17 protein-coding genes are annotated in these 18,488 nt (G+C 71.4%); 11 read left to right on the forward strand and 6 right to left on the reverse strand.

What is annotated here, in order from left to right:
- Together BLR99_RS23530 and BLR99_RS17170 are read right to left on the reverse strand one after the other, a co-directional pair.
- Positions 1–912 (reverse strand): efflux RND transporter permease subunit (locus BLR99_RS23530; RefSeq protein ID WP_233427237.1); only part of this gene is annotated, 912 nt, incomplete at its 3' end.
- A 21-nt stretch (positions 913–933) separates the two neighbouring features.
- Complete coding sequence (locus BLR99_RS17170; RefSeq protein WP_011795161.1) at positions 934–2,382, reverse strand: efflux RND transporter periplasmic adaptor subunit; 1,449 nt, start codon at positions 2,380–2,382, stop codon at positions 934–936.
- A gap of 282 nt (positions 2,383–2,664) precedes the next feature.
- On the opposite strand from BLR99_RS17170, the gene BLR99_RS17175 reads away from it, so the two are divergent.
- Genes BLR99_RS17175 through BLR99_RS17185 form a run of 3 tightly spaced genes read left to right on the forward strand, consistent with a single transcriptional unit; the run spans position 2,665 to position 4,963 of the window.
- Positions 2,665–2,979: a 2TM domain-containing protein gene (locus BLR99_RS17175; RefSeq protein ID WP_049762151.1), complete on the forward strand. Its 315-nt coding sequence runs from the start codon at positions 2,665–2,667 to the stop codon at positions 2,977–2,979.
- Positions 2,980–3,020: 41 nt separating this feature from the next.
- Positions 3,021–4,136, forward strand: a complete 1,116-nt coding sequence (locus BLR99_RS17180) for a sensor histidine kinase (RefSeq protein ID WP_074687388.1) — start codon at positions 3,021–3,023, stop codon at positions 4,134–4,136.
- Positions 4,115–4,963: a LytR/AlgR family response regulator transcription factor gene (locus tag BLR99_RS17185; protein ID WP_074687389.1), complete on the forward strand. Its 849-nt coding sequence runs from the start codon at positions 4,115–4,117 to the stop codon at positions 4,961–4,963. The genes BLR99_RS17180 and BLR99_RS17185 overlap by 22 nt, the downstream gene beginning before the upstream one ends.
- 26 nt (positions 4,964–4,989) lie before the next feature.
- Here BLR99_RS17185 and BLR99_RS17190 read toward each other — a convergent pair whose 3' ends face one another.
- The 3 genes from BLR99_RS17190 to BLR99_RS17200 form a co-directional block, all read right to left on the reverse strand.
- Positions 4,990–5,634: a LysE family translocator gene (locus BLR99_RS17190; protein ID WP_074687390.1), complete on the reverse strand. Its 645-nt coding sequence runs from the start codon at positions 5,632–5,634 to the stop codon at positions 4,990–4,992.
- A 171-nt stretch (positions 5,635–5,805) separates the two neighbouring features.
- Positions 5,806–6,597 carry an MCP four helix bundle domain-containing protein gene (locus BLR99_RS17195; protein WP_074687391.1) on the reverse strand — a complete coding sequence of 264 codons (792 nt, stop codon included), beginning with the start codon at positions 6,595–6,597 and terminating at the stop codon, positions 5,806–5,808.
- A gap of 169 nt (positions 6,598–6,766) precedes the next feature.
- The gene (locus BLR99_RS17200; RefSeq protein WP_074687392.1) at positions 6,767–7,381 is read right to left on the reverse strand and encodes an ABC transporter ATP-binding protein; all 615 of its coding nucleotides are present in this window, start codon (positions 7,379–7,381) and stop codon (positions 6,767–6,769) included.
- Positions 7,382–7,537: 156 nt separating this feature from the next.
- On the opposite strand from BLR99_RS17200, the gene BLR99_RS17205 reads away from it, so the two are divergent.
- The gene (locus tag BLR99_RS17205; protein WP_074687393.1) at positions 7,538–7,906 is read left to right on the forward strand and encodes a hypothetical protein; all 369 of its coding nucleotides are present in this window, start codon (positions 7,538–7,540) and stop codon (positions 7,904–7,906) included.
- Positions 7,907–7,932: 26 nt separating this feature from the next.
- On the opposite strand, the gene BLR99_RS17210 is transcribed toward BLR99_RS17205, so the two are convergent.
- Complete coding sequence (locus tag BLR99_RS17210; RefSeq protein WP_011795154.1) at positions 7,933–8,832, reverse strand: TOBE domain-containing protein; 900 nt, start codon at positions 8,830–8,832, stop codon at positions 7,933–7,935.
- Between the two features lie 255 nt (positions 8,833–9,087).
- Between BLR99_RS17210 and BLR99_RS17215 the strand changes: the two genes are divergently transcribed.
- From BLR99_RS17215 to BLR99_RS17245, 7 genes are all read left to right on the forward strand, one after another.
- Positions 9,088–9,762, forward strand: coding sequence for a hypothetical protein (locus BLR99_RS17215; RefSeq protein ID WP_017439494.1), 675 nt, complete (start codon positions 9,088–9,090; stop codon positions 9,760–9,762).
- A gap of 174 nt (positions 9,763–9,936) precedes the next feature.
- Positions 9,937–10,719, forward strand: a complete 783-nt coding sequence (gene modA / locus BLR99_RS17220) for a molybdate ABC transporter substrate-binding protein (protein WP_017439493.1) — start codon at positions 9,937–9,939, stop codon at positions 10,717–10,719.
- A 9-nt stretch (positions 10,720–10,728) separates the two neighbouring features.
- Positions 10,729–11,406, forward strand: coding sequence for a molybdate ABC transporter permease subunit (modB, locus tag BLR99_RS17225; protein WP_048857302.1), 678 nt, complete (start codon positions 10,729–10,731; stop codon positions 11,404–11,406).
- On the forward strand, positions 11,403–12,512 hold the full coding sequence (gene modC, locus BLR99_RS17230; RefSeq protein WP_048857301.1) for a molybdenum ABC transporter ATP-binding protein: 1,110 nt from the start codon (positions 11,403–11,405) through the stop codon (positions 12,510–12,512). Before modB ends, modC begins: the two co-directional genes overlap by 4 nt.
- 91 nt (positions 12,513–12,603) lie before the next feature.
- Positions 12,604–14,205 carry a BCCT family transporter gene (locus BLR99_RS17235; RefSeq protein ID WP_017438916.1) on the forward strand — a complete coding sequence of 534 codons (1,602 nt, stop codon included), beginning with the start codon at positions 12,604–12,606 and terminating at the stop codon, positions 14,203–14,205.
- A 171-nt stretch (positions 14,206–14,376) separates the two neighbouring features.
- Positions 14,377–16,329: a 1,4-alpha-glucan branching protein GlgB gene (gene glgB, locus BLR99_RS17240; protein WP_139160170.1), complete on the forward strand. Its 1,953-nt coding sequence runs from the start codon at positions 14,377–14,379 to the stop codon at positions 16,327–16,329.
- Complete coding sequence (locus BLR99_RS17245; protein ID WP_138919889.1) at positions 16,313–18,484, forward strand: alpha-1,4-glucan--maltose-1-phosphate maltosyltransferase; 2,172 nt, start codon at positions 16,313–16,315, stop codon at positions 18,482–18,484. The genes glgB and BLR99_RS17245 overlap by 17 nt, the downstream gene beginning before the upstream one ends.
- Positions 18,485–18,488 lie beyond the last annotated feature (4 nt).

Consider the following 18,488-nt stretch of genomic DNA (forward strand, 5'->3'; position numbering starts at 1 on the left):
GGCCCCCACGCTCCCGGCTTCGCCTGGTTCGCTGCCCCCCGGGGGGGCCTCCGCTTGCTTGGGGCGGCCCGGCGCGGCGCGGACGCCGGCCCAGGCGCGCAGCCGGTCGTTCTCGGCCCCGTTCACCACGCGGGCGACATCGATCATGCGGACCGGCGCGCCGTTTTTCCAGGACACGATGAGCCGCTTGTAGTCGTCCACCGTGAGCAGCTGGTCGTTGGCGTTGATGGTGTAGGCGCGCTGCGGCCCGTCGAAGCTCCCCTTGGCGCTGTTGGCGTTGGCCGCCGAGATGGCGCTGCGCAGCGTGTCCAGCCCGATGCCGTAGGAGGCCAGCGCCTTGGTGTCGGCCTGGATGCGCACGGCCGGCCGCTGCCCCCCGGCCAGGGTCACCAGGCCGACGCCGGGCACCTGGCTGATCTTCTGCGCCAGCCGCGTGTTCACGAGGTTCTGCACTTCGGTGAGCGGCAGCGTGTCGGAACTGATCGCCATCGTGAGCACCGGCGCGTCGGCCGGGTTCACCTTGGCATAGACCGGCGGCGCGGGCAGGTCCGTGGGCAGGAGCGAGGAGCCGGCATTGATGGCCGCCTGCACCTCCTGCTCGGCGATGTCGATGGCCAGGCCCAGGTCGAACTGCAGCGTGACGATGGACACGCCCGCCGCGCTGGTGGAGGCCATGCGGGCCAGGCCCGGCATCTGCCCGAACTGCCGCTCCAGGGGCGCGGTGACGTTGCGGCTCATGACCTCCGGGCTGGCGCCGGGATAGAGCGTCTGCACCTGGATGGTCGGGTAGTCCACCTGCGGCAGGGCCGACAGGGGCAGGAAGCGGAACCCCACCAGCCCCGCCAGCACGATGGCCAGCATGAGGAGCGCTGTGGCGACGGGCCGCTCGATAAAGGGACGCGACGGACTCATGGGCGGAAGCGCACGCGGGGATCAGGAACGGCTGGCCGGCACCGACGCCGCCGGCGCGGCCGGCGCCGCCTCCCCGGCATCCGGCCGGTGCCGTTGGCGGTGCGGTGCGCCGTCGGAGCCGCCGTGCTCCGCGCCCGCCGGCCAGGAAGCCCCGGAAGCCCGCCCGCGCCGCCCGGGCGCGCCCTGCGCCGCTCCCGGCCCGCCGGGTTCCGGCAACTGCACGCGCGCGCCGTCGCGCAGGCGGTCGCCGCCTTCGGTCACCACGCGCTCGCCGGGCTTCAGCCCTTCCGCGATCGCCACCCACTCCACCGTGGACTGGCCGCGCCGCACCCTGCGCAGCGTCACCGTGCGGTCGTCGTTGATCACGTACACGAAGTCGCCGTTCGCCCCGGTCCGCACCGCGGTCACGGGCACCACCAGGGCCTCCACCTCGCGCAGCTCCAGACGCACGTTCACGAACTGGTTGGGGAAGAGCCGGCCGTCGGCATTGGCGAAGCGCGCCTTGGCCCGGACCGTGCCGGTGGCGGTGTCCACCAGGTTGTCCAGGGTGGAGAACCGCCCCTGGGCGAGGTCCGTGGTGCGGGTGCGGTCCTTGGCCACCACCGGCAGCCCGGCGGCGCCGGCCTCGGCGGCGGCGGCCTGCACGTCGGCCAGGCGGTCCTGCGGGATGGAGAACTGCACGTCGATCGGCGTGGTCTGGGTGATGGTGGCCAGGCCCGAGGTATCTCCGGTGGTCACGTAATTGCCCGCATCCACGGAACGCAGGCCGATGCGGCCCGCGGCCGGCGCCGTCACGCGCGTGTAGCCGAGGTTGAGCCGGGCGCTGCGCTCCTGCGCCCGGTCCGTCATCACGGTGCCTTCCAGCTGCTTGACCAGCGCGGCCTGCGTATCCACGTCCTGCCGGGCGATGGAGTCCTGCGACAGCAGGGTGCGGTAGCGCTCGAGGGTGATGCGCGCGTTCTCCAGCTGCGCCTCGTCGCGCCGCAGCGTGCCCTCGGCCTGCATCAGCGCCTGCTCGTAGGGCCGCGGGTCGATCTGCGCGAGCACCTGGCCCTTGCGCACCATCTGCCCTTCGGTGAACAGCACCTCGGTGAGCACGCCCGCCACCTGGGGCCGGAGCGTGACGGTGGTGACCGGTATCACGGTGCCCAGGGCCTCGATGGCCACCGGCATGCGCAGCCGGCGGGCCGTCGCCTCGCCCACGGTGACCAGCGCGCGGCCACCGGCGGGCCCGGCGCCGGCCGGCCGGGCGGGCCCTCCCGGCCCGCCCGCGGCGGGAAAACCCGGGCCGGCGACCGGCGCCTTGGAGCGCTGCACCAGCCACCATGCGCCGCCGCACAGCAGCGCCACGGCCAGCAGTGCCACCCCGGTGCCCAGCCAGCGCGCGCGCCGCCCCGGCGGCCGGCCCGCTGCGCCGGGGCCGGGCGCGGAGTCAGCGGAAGGAGCGGCGTGGGGATCGGTGGAGCGCATGTTCTTGAGGGAAGCGGTGGCGGGAAAAACCGTTGGGCAGGCGGCCGCGCGTCACGGCCGGCCGGCCCGACGGGCGGGATGACCGGCGTCCCCGATCGTAGAAGCTCAACATGGCGTTTTTCCCGCTGGCATGCGAAGAAACGTAAATCCCCTACACCGCACCAGCCGCGGTGGCGGTGGCAAGGCATACGTCCACGCCACGCCAGCGCATTCCACGCCGCCCGGGAGGCGGCCCGTCGCACGGCGCAGGCCTCTGGCGGCACCGCGCGACACAGTCCGGCCATGCCATCCAATTCCACCTCCACCGCTTCCCTGTCCCCTGACGGCGGGCTGTCCGTCGATGCCGAGCGCCTCGCCCGGCGACGCGCCGGCGCCAGGATGGGCTGGCTCATCCATGCCGGCGTGTACCTGTGCGTGAACCTGGGCCTGGCCGCGCTGTGCGCCTGGCAAGGCAGGCACTGGGCGGTGTTTCCGGCGCTCGGCTGGGGCACGGGCCTGCTCGCGCACGGCGCAGCCGTGGCCCTGTCCGGCCCGGGCGCGAACCTCTACCGCCGCCTGCTGGAACGCGAACGCGCCGCGCTGCGCCGCCGCGTGTGACCGGCACCACGGCCGGGGCGCACAATCGGGGCGGAGTGCCCATGCCGCCCACTACACCGCGCCACCTCGTCCGCCACGGCCTGCTCGTGGCCGCCTTCTGCTGCGCCATCGCCGCGATCCAGGTGGCCTACGGCCGGGGGCCCTGGCATGCACAGGCGGTGTATTCGCTCTCGATCGGCCTGAGCAGCTGGCTGCTCATCGAGGCGGGCCGGTTCTGGCTCACGCGCCGCAGCCCCATTCCCTGGCCGTTGGGCTGGCGCGGCTGGGCGCTGGTGGCCGCTGGCGGCACGATCGGCTTCCAGGTCGGCTCGGCCATCGGCGACGCCTACTGCAGCGCCATCGGCCTGACGCGACCGGTCTCTCCGTCGCCGGGCGCCCCGGGCCCGGCGGTCATCACGACGATGCTCGCCTGCCTGGCGATCTCGCTCTTCTTCTACGCGCAGGGCAAGGCGCGCTACCTGGAAGGCCGCATCGCCGAGGCGCAGCGGGACGCGGCCGAGGCGCGGCTGCGGCTGCTGCAGACGCAGCTGGAGCCGCACATGATGTTCAACACCCTGGCCAACCTGCGCATGCTCATCGCGGCCGACCCATTGCGCGCACAGGCCATGCTGGACCACTTCATCGCCTACCTGCGCGCCACCCTGGGCGCTTCGCGCGCGACCGCGCATCCGCTGGTCGACGAGTTCGAACTGCTGCGCGATTACCTGGAACTCATGTCCGTGCGCATGGGCGCGCGGCTGGCGTACACAATCGACCTGCCCGCGCCGCTGCGCGACGTGCCCGTGCCGCCCCTGCTGCTGCAGCCGCTGGTGGAAAACGCCATCCGCCACGGGCTGGAGCCGCAGGTGGAAGGCGGACGCATCACGGTGGCCGCGCGCACGCTGCCCGGCGCGCCCGACCGGCTGGAGCTGGCCGTCCACGACACCGGCGCGGGGCTGGGCGAGCTTCCCGTGCAGCCCGGCAGCCGCTTCGGCCTCGCCCAGGTGCGCGAACGCCTCGCCACACTGCGGGGACCGGCGGCCATGCTGGAGCTGGGCCCGGGCGACGGCGGCCACGGCACGCGGGTGCGCATCGTCCTTCCGCTGGAAAGGTCGGCCGTGGCCGCATCCACCACCCCTTTCACCGGACCGCCGCCATGCACGCCCCCCGCGCCCTGATCGCCGAAGACGAACCGCTGCTGGCGCAAGCCCTGCGCCAGGAACTCGCGCGGGCCTGGCCCGGGCTGCAGATCGCCGCGACCGTCGGCGACGGCCGCAGCGCGGTGCGCCAGGCGCTGGAACTGCGGCCGGACGTGCTCTGGTTCGACATCCGCATGCCCGGCCTCGGCGGGCTGGAGGCGGCACTGGAGCTGGCCGATGCCTGGCCGCTCGACGCCGCGCCGTTCCCCGCGCTGGTTTTCGTGACGGCCTACGACCAGTACGCGGTCGATGCCTTCGAGGCGCAGGCGCTGGACTACCTGCTCAAGCCCGTGCAGGCCCCCCGGCTGCTCAAGACGGTGCAGAAGATCCAGGCGGTGCTGGCGGCCCGCGCCGCGCCGCACGCGGACGCCGGCGGGCAGGGCCCCTGCGTTCCGTCCCGGGACGAGGCCGGCCTGGAAGCCCTGCTGGAACGGCTGCGCGGGCTGGTGCCGGGCACGGCCGCGCCCTCGTCCGGGGCCGCGCCCCTGACCGTCATCCAGGCCAGCAGCGGCGCGCGCATCCACTTCGTGCCCGTGGCGGACGTGCTGGTGTTCGAGGCCGCGGACAAATACGTGCGCGTGCTCACCGCCCGGCAGGAATACCTCATCCGCACCCCGCTCAAGGAACTCGCAGCGCAACTGGAGCCCGATGCGTTCTGGCAGATCCACCGCGGCACGCTCGTGCGCGCGTCGGGCATCGAATCGGTGGAGCGGGACGAGTCGGGGCGGCTGCACCTGCGCCTGCGCGAGCGGCCCGAGCGCCTGCCCGTGAGCCGGTTGCACGCGCACCGCTTCAAGGCGATGTGACCGAGGGCGGCGGCGCCGCCAGCGGTTCAGCGGTTGGCGGCCAGCAGCAGCCCGCCCGCGCCCATGAAAAAGCCGCCCGTGGCCTTGTTGAGGCGCACCACGCCGCGCTGCGAGCGGATCACGCGGCGGATCTGCCGGCCGCAGGTGGCATAGACGGCCGTGGAGACGAACTCCGCCAGCAGGTACACGGTGCCCAGCACCAGGAACTGGCGCGCGGCGGGCTGCGCCGGATCGATGAATTGCGGGAAGATGGCCGCGAAGAGGATGATCGCCTTCGGGTTGGTGATGCCCAGCAGAAACTCCTGCGCGGCCAGCGCGCGCCAGGTCGGCACGGCGGCACGGCCCGCGGGCGTGGCGGCCGCGCCACCGCCCTCCACCAGGTCCAGCCCGCCGAACTCCCGGCTGTTCCAGGCCCGCCATCCCAGCCAGAACAGGTAGGCCGCGCCCACCCACTTCACGGCCGTGAAGGCCGCCTCGGAAGCCAGCAGCATGGCCCCCAGGCCCACGGCGGAGATGGTCAGGAAGATCGCGAATGCCGCCGCCCGCCCGATGGTGGCGAACATCGCCGCTCCGACGCCGGCGCGGATGCCGTTGTTCAGGCCGCAGAAATTGTTGGGGCCGGGCGTGAGCGCGATCGCCACGGCCACGGGAGCGAACAGGAGAGCGTCCATGGGAAATCCTGGAGGAGCCTTCGGGGATGGCACCCCGCGCAGGCCCGCGCGGGCCTGCACAGCGCCATGATGTGCAGGGATCTTACGACCTTCCAGACGGCGACGCGCATGCAGCGGCAACTTTCGCGCTGGCCGGTACCGCCGTCGCCCGCGGCCCGCGCCCCGCCGCGCTTACGGACGGATGGCGGCCTCGGTCCGCGCCCTGCTCGCGCCGGCCGCATCCCCCGGCAGTCCATGCGGCGGCACACCGGGGCCGGCGTGCCGCCTCCGCCGCGGCGCAAAGGCCGGCCCTGCCGGCCCAGCCGGTTCCACGCCCCGAGCACGGGAGAGATCGCGCCACGAGCTCCACCCCAGCAGCAGGGCCAGCAACGCGATCCCGGTGCCCATCGCCGCCAGCAGCAGGGTGGCGCGGCTGGCGGATCGAATGGTCTCTTGCGCCAGGGTGTCCGCGAGCCGCTTCTGCAAGATCCGGGAATCGTCCACCGCCTTGAACATCAGGCTCTGCCGGGGACGCACCTCGCCCAGCAGCACCGTGCCTGCGGCCACCCGCTCTCCCCGCTCCGCCAGGTCCACCGCGCGCTCGAGCACACTGTTGTATTCGGTACGGTTTTGCCAGATGGCGTCCATCGACATCCTGGCCTCCGGCTGGACCACGGACATGTCGAGCGCCTGCAGGATCTTCTCGTTGGCCTCCCGCATCTCGGCGAGCTTGCGCTTTTCCTGCCGCTGCACGGCGGCGTCGCCGGATATCACGATGTTGCGCGCGTAGCGGGCGATGGCGTTCAGGTTGTCTTTCAGTTCGGTGAACTGCGCCACCTTGACCATCCGGTCCGCGGTGATTTCCTGCAGGCTATGGGACAGCGAGCGCAGATTGGCTACGCCCAGGAATGCGGTCGCGATGCCGAGCAACGCCAGGACGCCGAGGCCAAAAGCCAGGCGGATGGGAACTTTCGGATGGGACATGGGCTTGCCTTCCAGGGATTCGCGCCGGCCCGCACGGGCGCATGCATCTGATCAATGCTATTAATTTAATCACATTTGAATCATATTTGCAAAATTTGTTAGCAATTTTGTATTTTCAAGGCTGCATCCCCCGCAGCCCTGCGCATGATCGGCCCCGAGGCGCGGCCGGTCAGTCGCCCAGTTCGACCACCTGGCTCCAGGGAACTTCGCCCAGCGTGTCGTAATGCGCGACCACCACGCCTTGCGCCCCCGGACCGTCGGCGGGCCGGAAGCCCGCCAGCACCTTGCGCAGATGGTCCACCGAAGGCCGGTCCAGCCCCGCGACCGGCTCGTCCACCAGCACGAGCGCCGCGCCGCAGGCGAAGCCGGCCGCCAGCAGGACCTTGCGGCGCGTTCCGGTGGACAACTGCTCCATCCGCTTGCCGGCGTGCCCGGCCAGGCCGAACCCCTCGACGTGCAGCGCCAGGGCCCGCGCGCTCCAGTCCGGCCAGCGCTGCGCCTGCCCGGCCCACCAATCCACCGGTGTCTGTTGCACGGCGGGCAGCCCCGGGCCCTCGCCCCGGGGATCGGCCCAGAAAACACCGCCGCCGCACGCCCCCGTGCGTCCGGCCTGCGGACGCAGCGCGCCCGCGATGATCCGCAGCAGCGTGGTCTTGCCGCGCCCGTCGCCGCCCCGCAGCAGCGTGGTGCCCGGCCCGATGCGCAGGTCCAGCCCGACGAACAGCGGTGTGGCCGCACCCGGGGGCGTGTGGCGCAGGCCCAGGCCCGACCATAGGACGGGCATGGCGGACGGGGCAGCAGTGCGGGACGGGTCGGGCGATGGAGCAGTCATGGCAGGCAAGCGCGGCGCCGAAAAATCGGCCTACATTCTGTGGCAATCTGCAGCGCAGCCTGCCCGACAATCACCCATCCTTCCATTGTCCAGACCCACTCCCGCCCCATGATCCTGCGTTACCTCGATTTCGACTACAGCGAAGACGGCGAAGGCGGCGGCACCTGGGACGCGATGGCCAGCGTCACCGGAGAGCACGTGGAGGCGCTGCACGCGGAAATCGCCGCCGTGCTGGACTGGGCCCACGGGCGGTTCGGCAACCAGCGCGGCCCCATCGAGGAGGACGGGGCGTGGGATTACGACCTGCAGGCCGTGGAGGAAACCTCCACCGGGCAGTCGCTGCGCTACGACGAGGCGCAACGCCGCGTGGTGGCCGAGCCGGGCGCCACGGGTGCGCCGCGCCACACCGTCACCCTCTCGCTCTGCGGCACGCAAGCCTTCTGCGAGGCGTTCCGCGAGCATTTCGGCGTGGAGTAGCCCGAGCCCCCGCGCTGTCGCGGCGGCTACAGCGCGTCCACCACGGCCAGGACGACCGCCGACTCGTCCACCGACATCACCACGCGCCGGCCCACGCGCAGGCCGGCCCCGGGCTCCGCGAAGCCCACCATGCGGACACCGGCATCGAGTTCGGCGGATACCTCGTCACCCTGCGCGCCGCCGCGCGACAGGCGCGCCACCCGGCCTGACCACGCGTTGGAAGGTCCCTCTTCAGGCGCGCGCCGGACAGCGGCGCCAGCGGGCTGTGCGGGCCCCACGCGCACAGCCGTGGCCTTGCACAGCGCCAGCACCGCGGTGCCCGGCTGCAGGGCGAGCAGTTCGGCACTTTCGCGGGTGATGCGGGCGCACAGTCGCAAGGCACCTTTCGGCGCCCTGGCGCCCTGCCCGGCTGCGGATTCGCCCTGCAGCCATACCCGCACCACGGGCCCCATCGGCTCCAGTGCCTGCACCATGCAGGGCCATTGGTTGCGCATGCTGGTGCGCAGCGCCAGGCCCGGGGCGGAACGCGCGGCGCGGGCCTGACCGCCCGGAATGGACGCCTGCGCCCCGGGCGCACAGGCACTGGCCAGCACCCCGGCCCGCGCCTGCGCCAGGGCATCCGCCGTTCGGAGCAGCGCATGCCCGGCCTCGGTCAGCCGCGCGCCCCCGCCGCCGGCCCCGCCCACGGCACGCTCCACCAGGGGCACGCCGGCCAGATTGGTGAGGGTGTCCACCGCCTGCCAGGCGGCCTTGTAGCTCACGCCCACCACGCGGGCCGCCTGCGAAATCGAGCCACCGGCACCGATCTCGCGCAGCACCGCCACCCGCCGGTCGGCCGGGCCATGGGCCAGCGCATCGGACAGGGCGGCCGGTGCCAGGGGAGCGTTGCGGGAGGGACCTGGGGGACGGGTAGCACTCGAAGGCATGGGCCGATGATGCCGCAGCGGACATATTTACACGCATACGAGCCCCCCGAACATGGCGGGAGGGAGCAGCCCGCTTTTGATTTCATTGATCACATCACCGGAATTTCGACTTATGCAAGGAAGAACGTCATGCACAGGTGCGAAACGCGCACTGAGCCAAGGATGCGCTCATAGTCATGCACACGGAGCGTCGACACTTCCACACACACCTTCCATTCAACTCTTGCAAATTTGACCATGCGGCAATCATTCGCAATGAAATCCATCTGGCTGGGCATCCCGGCAATTACCTTGGCCTTCTCGGCGCTTGCGGCCGATGAGCCCACGCCGCTCACGCTGCCACTCGGCGCGCCCATGTCGGCCTACATGGCGAGTTCGGGCACGCAATCGGTTTACGGTGCCGGCACCGTGAACAACCAGGCAGGCAGCGGTACCGGCGTCACCGTGCGCGATCCCGCCGTACCCGTGACGTTCGAGGGCCAGCCCGCCCTGCGCAAGGACACGGTGATCACTCTGAACTTCCAGACGAGCAGTGGATCCTCCACGATCGCAAGTACGCTCATCAATTACTACGACAACGACTATACGGCCCCGCGCGGCGCGGTAATCAGCGGCCTGTATTCAGTAACGGATGCCTCCCAGCCGCTGCCCGCCACCGCCAAGGCAGGCGACTCTGGCACCTGGTACACGATGAAGATCTATAACGACTCCACCAAGTCGCTGCAGCTGGGCACGGCAACGGTGAACTATTCGGTGCAGGCCGATACGGACTCCACTCTGCTGCTGTCGCTCGTTACGACGGCGAAGCCAGTGCTGGGCACTCCCATCGTCAACACTTCCATCTACCGCCTCGGTGCGGCCGGCGCGGCTGTGCCAGTGAAAGAAGTCGCGACCAGCGCCGGCACGGACGTGCAAATCACGTACGAGTGATGCGAGCGGGCCGAAGGCCGCCTGGCGCGCGTCTCGACCCCTCTCCGCCCCATACTGCACTGCCGGCCGCGCGGCGCACATCCAGTGCCGCCTCATGCATGCGGCCTGGCCGTGCAGCCTCCCCGCAGGACTTTGCATCTATACTAAAACGCTATTCAGTCGATGAATAGCGCAATGCTCCAATCCATCCCATCCTTCCACCTGTGTTTTCCGGTGGTCACGCTGCTGCTACCCTGCGTCTGCCTGGGCCCGCTGTCTTCCGCATGGGCAGGCGAGGCACATGTCGCCGTGGCGGCGAACTTCACGGCGCCGATGCAGAAGATCGCCGCCGCCTTCGAGCAGGACACGGGCCACAAGGCCGTGCTGTCCTTCGGCGCGACCGGCAAGTTCTACGCCCAGATCCGCAACGGCGCGCCGTTCCAGGTCTTCTTGGCGGCGGACGACGCCACGCCCCGGCGCGTGGAGAGCGAAGGGCTGGGCGTGCAGGGCTCGCGTTTCACCTATGCCGTCGGCAGGCTGGTGCTGTGGAGCCCGCGCGGGAACTACGTGGACGGCCAGGGCCAGGTGCTGCGTACCGGCGACTTCACGCACCTGTCGATCGCCAACCCGAAGCTGGCACCGTACGGCCTGGCGGCGGTGCAGACGATGGAGAAACTGGGCCTGTCCGATGCGCTCGAGCCCCGGCTGGTGACGGGCGAGAACATCGCCCAGGCCTACCAGTTCGTGGCCAGCGGAAATGCGCAGCTGGGCTTCGTCGCCCTGTCGCAGGTGATGGAAGACGGGCGTATCGCCAAGGGCTCGGCCTGGCAGGTGCCGGATGCGATGCACGAGCCCATCCGCCAGGATGCGGTCCTGCTCGCCACCGGCAAGGACAACGCGGCCGCCGCGGCGCTGATGCAGTACCTGCGCGGCGACAAGGCACGCGAGATCATCCGCCGGTACGGCTACGGCCTCTGACGCCGGGCCATGCCGTTTTCCGCCGAAGACCTCGTCGCGATCGGTCTCACACTGCGGCTGGCGGGGCTCACCACGCTGCTGCTGCTCGTGCTCTGCACGCCGCTCGCGTGGTGGCTGGCGCGCACGCGCTCGCGCTGGCGCGGCCCGGTGTCCGCCGTGGTGGCGCTGCCGCTGGTGCTGCCGCCCACGGTGATCGGCTTCTACCTGCTGCTGCTGCTCGGGCCGCACGGGGCGGTGGGCCGGCTGATGCAGTCGCTGGGCCTGGCCACGCTGCCGTTCACCTTCGGCGGGCTGCTGGTGGGCTCGCTCGTGTACTCGCTGCCTTTCGCGGTGCAACCCCTGCAGCGCGCGTTCGAGGCCGTGGGCGAGCGCCCGCTGGAGGCCGCCGCGCTGCTGGGCGCGGGGCCGCTGGACCGCTTCTTCACCGTGGCGCTGCCGCTGGCGCGGAGCGGCTTCCTGACGGCGGGGGTGCTGAGCTTCGCCCACACGGTGGGCGAATTCGGGGTGGTGCTCATGCTGGGAGGCAACATTCCCGGGGTGACGCGCGTGGTGTCGGTGCAGATCTACGACCACGTGGAAGCGCTGGAGTACGCCCAGGCCCACTGGCTCGCGGGCGCCATGGTGGCCTTCTCGTTCACGGTGCTGCTGGCGCTGCACGCCCTGCAGCCCGCACGGAGGCGCGCATGACGGCCGCCGGCCTGCCCCCGGGCGATGCCATCGAGGTGCGGTTGCGCCTGCCGCGGCCCGGGCGCTTCACGCTGGAAGCGGACCTGCGCCTTCCGGGACGGGGCATCACCGCGGTGTCCGGCCCGTCCGGATGCGGCAAGACCAGCCTGCTGCGCGCCATGGCGGGGCTGGAGCGCGGTGCCGGCCGCGTGGCGGTGCCGGGAGACATCTGGCAGGACGACGCACTCGGCCGGTGGCTGCCGCCGCACCGGCGCGCTCTTGGCTACGTCTTCCAGGAGCCGGGCCTCTTCGCCCACCTGGACGTGCGCGGCAACCTGGATTACGGCCTGCGGCGCACGCCCTCCGCGCGGCGGCAAGTTCCTCTGGAGCAGGCAGTGGAACTGCTGGGCATCGGACACCTGCTCGGGCGGCGCACCCATGCGCTGTCGGGGGGCGAGCGCCAGCGCGTGGCGATCGCGCGCGCCCTGGCCGCCAGCCCCCGCGTGCTGTTCATGGACGAACCCCTGGCCGCGCTGGACGCGGAACGCAAGGCGGAAGTCATGCCCTACCTGGAGCGGCTGCAGCGCGAACTCGACATCCCGGTGCTCTACGTGAGCCACGCGCTCGACGAAGTGGCGCGGCTGGCCTCGCACCTGGTGCTGCTGCGCGAGGGTGCCGTGCTGGCCAGCGGCCCCGTCGGCACGCTCATGGCCCGGCCGGACCTGCCGCTGGCGCACGGCGAGTTCGCCGCGACCCTGGCCGAGGGCGTGGCCGACGGCTACGACGCGACCGACCGCATCGCGACCGTGCGCCTGCCGGGAGGCCAGGCCCTCCTGCTGGCCGCGCAAAGCGCCCTGCCCCCGGGCACGCCGGTGCGGCTGCGCGTGCAGGCGCGCGACGTGAGCCTGGCGCTGGCGCCGGCACCGGCGGCGACCAGCGTGCTCAACCTGCTGCCCGCCCGCGTGCTGGCCCTGCACGAAGAGCCCGCGGGCCAGGTGCTGGTGACCCTGGATGCCGCGGGCACGCCGCTGCTGGCGCGCATCACCGGGCGGTCCGCGCGCACGCTGGGCCTGGCGCCGGGCCGGGAGGTGGTGGCGCAGGTCAAGGGCGTGGCCCTGCTGGGATGACCGGAACGGCGGGAACGGAAGGGGGTGGCGGCTCATCCGTTTCCGGCATCGGCTGACAGACCGGGGCTCTGCCGTCGCCCACACTGCGCGGATGCAAGCACCATCCGCCTCCCCTCCGCCTCCAGGGCACACCTCCCTCATCGCACGCGCCAGGAGCGCGGCGCTCGGCAACCTGCAGCTCACGGTCTCGGCCGGGATGATCGCCGTGGTGGTGCTCTGGGGACTGGTGTCTCCCGCCAGCCTCGGTACGTTCTTCGGCACGCTGCTGTCGGACATCACGCGGAATTTCGGGTGGCTGTACCTGTGGGTGGTGCTGGGGCTGGTCGGGCTGGCCCTGTTCCTGGCCCTGAGCCGCTACGGCGACCTGAAGCTGGGCGACGAGGACGAGGAACCCGAGTTCTCCGCCGCGACATGGTTCGCGATGCTCTTCGCGGCGGGCATGGGCATCGGCCTGGTGTTCTGGGGCGTGGCCGAGCCGATCTCGCACTACGGGCTGCCGCCGCCCGGCATCGTCCCGCAGACGCCCGAGGCCGCGGGCGCCGCCATGCGCTACGCCTTCTTCCACTGGGGCCTGCATCCCTGGGCGATCTACGGCATCGTCGGGCTGACGATCGCCTTCTTCCAGTTCCGCCGGCAGGCCCCGGCCCTGGTCAGCTCCGCGACCGAGTCGCTGCCCTGGCGCGGCATGCGCCACCTCTCGCCGCTGGTGAACGTGCTGGCGGTGGTGGCCACGGCCTTCGGGGTCGCCGCCTCGCTCGGCATGGGCGCCGCGCAGATCAACGGGGGCCTGCAGGCGGTGTTCGGCGTGCCGGTGGGCCCCTGGTCGCAGGCCGCGATCATCGTGGTGACGACGGCGCTGTTCATCACCTCGGCGGTGAGCGGCGTGGAGCGGGGCGTCAAATGGCTCTCCAGCGCCAATCTGATGCTCGCCGCCCTGCTGGCGCTGGCGGTGTTCCTGCTCGGGCCCACGGTGTCGCTGGTGAACACCTTCACCAACACGCTGGGCGCCTACCTGAGCGAATTCGTGCGCACCAGCCTGCGCATGTCGCCCTTCCGGGACAGCAGTTGGGTGGGCGACTGGACCATCTTCTACTGGTCGTGGTGGATCGCCTGGTCGCCGTTCGTGGGCCTGTTCATCGCGCGCGTGTCGCGCGGGCGCACGATCCGCGAGTTCGTGCTGGGCACGGTGATCGCCCCCACGCTGGTGGGCTTCCTGTGGTTCTCGATCTTCGGCGGCACCGCGCTGCACCTGGAGATCTTCCGGCAGGTCCCCCTGGCCGCGGCCGCGCAGGCCGACCCGGCCACCGCGATGTTCGCCATGTTCGGCGCCATGCCGATGGGGCTGGCGATGTCCGTCGTGGCCACGATGCTGGTGATCGTGTTCTTCATCACTTCGGGCGATTCGGCCACCCTGGTGCTCAGCACGATGAGCACGCGCGGCGACCCCAATCCATCCGCGCGCGTGAAGATCGTCTGGGGCCTGCTGGTGGCCGGCATCGCGCTGTCGCTGCTCTTCGCGGGGGGCCTGCAGGCGGTGCAGACCGCCACCATCGTCTTCGCGCTGCCGTTCGCGCTGGTGCTGCTGCTGATGGCGGTGGCCCTGATGCGGGCGGTGCGCGAGGACCACGAGGCCGAACGCAGACGCGAACGCGCCCTGCGGCGCCGGATGCGCGAAATGGCGATGCGCGAGTGAAACCGGGCAGGGCGCGGCCGCCAAAGCGGCTCCGTCCTACAGGCCCAGTCGCCGCTACCGCGCGAGCTCGACCGGCCGCTGCGTGCGCCAATGGCTTTCAGCCGACACGGTCGTGCGGAAGCCGGCTTTCTTGTTGCGTTCCTTCCTCCACGACCCCTTCCAGGATTCCACGTGCCGTCCAACGATCCCTCCCTGCTGACCGCCCACGACGCCTACCTGCTGCGCGAGGGCACGCATGCGCGCCTCTACCAGTCGCTGGGCTGCCACCTGCGCCGCGTGGAAGGCGTGCCCGTGCAGGAGGTGCGCGGCGCGGACTTCGCGGTATGGGCCCCGAACGCGGCCTCGGTCTCGGTGATCGGCGACTGGAACGGCTGGAACCCGGAGGCCGACCCGCTGCTCCCCCGCGGCGACGACAGCGGCGTGTGGGAAGGCTTCGCGCCCGATGCCACCCACGGGCAGGCCTACAAGTACCGCATCGTGTCGCGCAATGGCGGCCGGGTGCTGGAAAAGGCGGACCCGCTGGCCATCTGCTCCGAGCTGCCGCCGCGCACCGCATCGCGCATCTGGGACCTCGACTACACGTGGAGCGACGGTGAATGGATGGCCTCGCGCGGCCCGCGCAATGCGCTGGGCGCCCCGATGTCGATCTACGAGGTGCATGCCGGCTCCTGGCGCCGCAGGGACGGCCAGTTCATGGGCTACCGCGAGCTGGCCCATGCACTGGGCGAGTATGTGCAGTCGATGGGCTTCACCCACGTGGAGCTGATGCCCATCACCGAGCATCCGTTCTACGGCTCCTGGGGCTACCAGACCACCGGCTACTTCGCGCCCACGGCGCGCTACGGCACGCCGCAGGATTTCATGTACTTCGTGGACCACCTGCACCAGCGCGGCATCGGCGTGCTGCTGGACTGGGTGCCCTCGCACTTCCCGATGGACGGGCACGGGCTGGCGGAGTTCGACGGCACGCACCTGTACGAGCACGCCGACCCGCGCCAGGGCTTCCATCCGGAGTGGAACTCGGCCATCTTCAACTATGGCCGCAACGAGGTGCGCAGCTTCCTCATCTCCTCGGGCCTGTTCTGGATCGACAAGTATCACCTGGACGGCCTGCGCGTGGACGCGGTGGCGTCCATGCTCTACCTGGACTACGCACGCAAGCATGGCGAATGGGTGCCCAACCGCCACGGCGGGCGCGAGAATCTGGAGGCGATCGAGTTCATGCGGCTGCTCAACCGCTCGCTCTACCGCGACCACCCGGACACGGTGAGCATCGCCGAGGAATCCACCGCCTGGCCCATGGTGTCGCGCCCCGTGGAAATGAACGGGCTGGGCTTCGGCATGAAGTGGAACATGGGCTGGATGCACGACACGCTGTCGTACTTCAAGGAAGACCCGGTCCACCGCCGCTACCACCACCACAAGCTCACGTTCTCGCTGGTGTATGCCTTCAACGAGAACTTCGTGCTGCCGCTCTCGCACGACGAAGTCGTCTATGGCAAGGGGTCGCTCGTCAACAAGATGCCGGGCGACGAATGGCAGCAGTTCGCCAACCTGCGCGCGCTGTTCGGCCTGATGTGGGCCCACCCCGGCAAGAAACTGCTCTTCATGGGCGGCGAGTTCGGCCAGCGCCGCGAATGGACGCACGAGGGCGAGCTCGAATGGTGGGTCTGCGACGGCCCGCTGCACGGCGGCCTGCAGCGCATGGTGCGCGAGCTCAACCGCGTGCTGCGCAGCGAGCCGGCCCTGCACGACATCGATTTCTCCCCCGAAGGCTTCCAGTGGGTGGAAGCCGACGACGCCGACCGCAGCGTGATCGCCTTCCTGCGCAAACCCGGCGCCGAGGCCCAGCGCCAGGGCGCCACGCCGGTGCTGGTGGTCTGCAACATGACGCCGGTGCCGCGAGAGAACTACCTCGTGGGGGTGCCTTCCGCCGGCTACTGGCGGGAACTGTTCAACAGCGATGCCCGCGAGTTCGGCGGCGCCGGCTGGGGCAACCTGGGCGGAGTGGAAGCCGCGCCCGTGCGCTCGCACCACTGGGCGCAGTCGCTGTGCCTCACGCTGCCGCCGCTGTCCACCCTCATCCTCCGACTGGAGCCTGCACGCCATGCCTTCCCCGCCTGACTCCGCGCCCTCCTCCCGCACCGGCCGGCCCGTGCCGTCCCCCGCGCCCGCCGGCGCGGGGCGCCGCCTGCCCCCGCCCGCCGCCACCGCCCAGGCCGTGCCGCGCGCCGCGCCGCCGCTTCCGGCAGACGGGCGCGCGCGCGCGGTGATCGACGCGGTGCTGCCGGTGGTGGACGGCGGCCGCTTCCCGGTCAAGCGCGTGGCGGGCGAGGCGGTGCGCATCACCGCCCACTGCTTCACCGACGGGCACGACGTGCCGCGGGCGATGCTGCAGTGGTGGAAGGAAGAAGGCCCCGGCGCCCCCACCGCGCCGGCCGAGGTGCCGATGCACCCCGAGGTGAACGATGAATGGTGGGCCGAGTTCACGCCGCCCGACCCGGGGCTCTACCGCTACACGGTGGTCGCCTGGGTGGACGCCTTCGAATCCTGGCGGCACGACATGCAGCGCCGCGTGGATCCGGCGGACATCCGCGTGGCGGCGCGCGTGGGCGCGGCCGACGCCCGGGCCGCAGCGATGCGGGCCGCGGCGCATCCCGCGCCGGCCGACGCGCGGCAGCTCGAGGAATGGGCGGAGGCGCTGGAACGTGGCGCCCGCGAGGACAGCACCGATGCGGCGCCGCTCAAGGCGCTGGCGCTGCAGGAAGCCGCGGCCGAGGCGATGCGCCGCCACCCCGACCGCAGCCTGGAAACCCGCCACCCCGTCGCGCTGCCGCTGCGGGCCGACCGGGAGCGCGCGCGCTTCAGCACCTGGTACGAACTCTTCCCGCGCTCCACCGCGGCCGTGCCGGGCATGCACGGCACCTTCCGCGACGTGGAGGGCCGGCTGGCCGACATCGCCGCCATGGGCTTCGACGTGCTCTATTTCCCGCCCATCCACCCCATCGGCCGGGTGCAGCGCAAGGGCCGCAACAACGCCCTCGCGGCCGCGCCCGGCGACGTGGGCAGCCCCTGGGCGATCGGCGCCGACGAAGGCGGGCACAAGTCCATCCACCCGGAACTGGGCACCCCCGAAGACTTCCGGCGCCTTGTCGCGCGGGCCCGGGAACACGGCATCGAGATCGCGCTGGACATCGCCTTCCAGTGCGCGCCGGACCATCCCTACGTGCGCGAGCATCCTGACTGGTTCCGCTGGCGCCCCGACGGCACCGTGCAATACGCGGAGAACCCGCCCAAGAAGTACCAGGACATCTATCCCTTCCACTTCGAGTGCGAGGACTGGCGGGGCCTCTGGCAGGAACTGCGCAGCGTGTTCGCGCACTGGATCGGCGAGGGGGTGCGCATCTTCCGCGTGGACAACCCGCACACCAAGGCCTTCGGCTTCTGGGAATGGGTGATCGGCGACATCCAGCGCGAGCACCCCGACGTGATCTTCCTGGCGGAGGCCTTCACGCGCCCCAAGGTGATGCACGGCCTGGCGAAGCGGGGTTATACCCAGTCCTATACCTACTTCACCTGGCGCAACACGCGGCAGGAACTGCAGGACTATTTCACCGAGCTCAACACCGCGCCCGGACGGGACTACTTCCGCCCCAACGCGTGGCCCAACACGCCCGACATCCTGCATGCGCAACTGCAGGGCGGCGAGCCCGCCATGTTCGCGCTGCGGCTGGTGCTGGCCGCCACGCTCTCGGCCAACTACGGCATCTACGGTCCGGCCTACGAACTGCTGGAGCACGTGCCCCGCGAGCCCGGCAGCGAGGAGTACCGCGACTCCGAAAAGTACCAGCTGCGGCACTGGGACCTGGAGCGGCCCGGCAACCTGCGGCCGCTCATCGCCCGCGTGAACCACATCCGTCGCGCCCACCCTGCCCTGCAGGCCGACCACAGCCTGCGCTTCCTGCCGGTGGACAACGAGATGCTGCTGGCCTACCTGAAGCGATCGCCGGACGGCCGCGACGTGATCGTGACGGTGGTCAACCTCGATCCGCACCACGCGCAGTCGGGCTGGATGCGCCTGACCCCGGCCGACATCGCCATCGCGGCGGGCGACCCGCCCGCGGCCGACTGGCAGATGCACGACCTGCTGAGCCAGCAGCGCTTCCTCTGGCAGGGCGACACCCACTACGTGCTGCTGGACCCGCAGCGCGCGCCCGCCCACATCTTCGCCGTGCGGCGCCGCGTCGCGGGCGCCGGAGACATCGACCCCTTCCAGTGATGCC

This window comes from Paracidovorax citrulli, from assembly GCF_900100305.1.
GTDB lineage: Bacteria > Pseudomonadota > Gammaproteobacteria > Burkholderiales > Burkholderiaceae_C > Paracidovorax > Paracidovorax citrulli.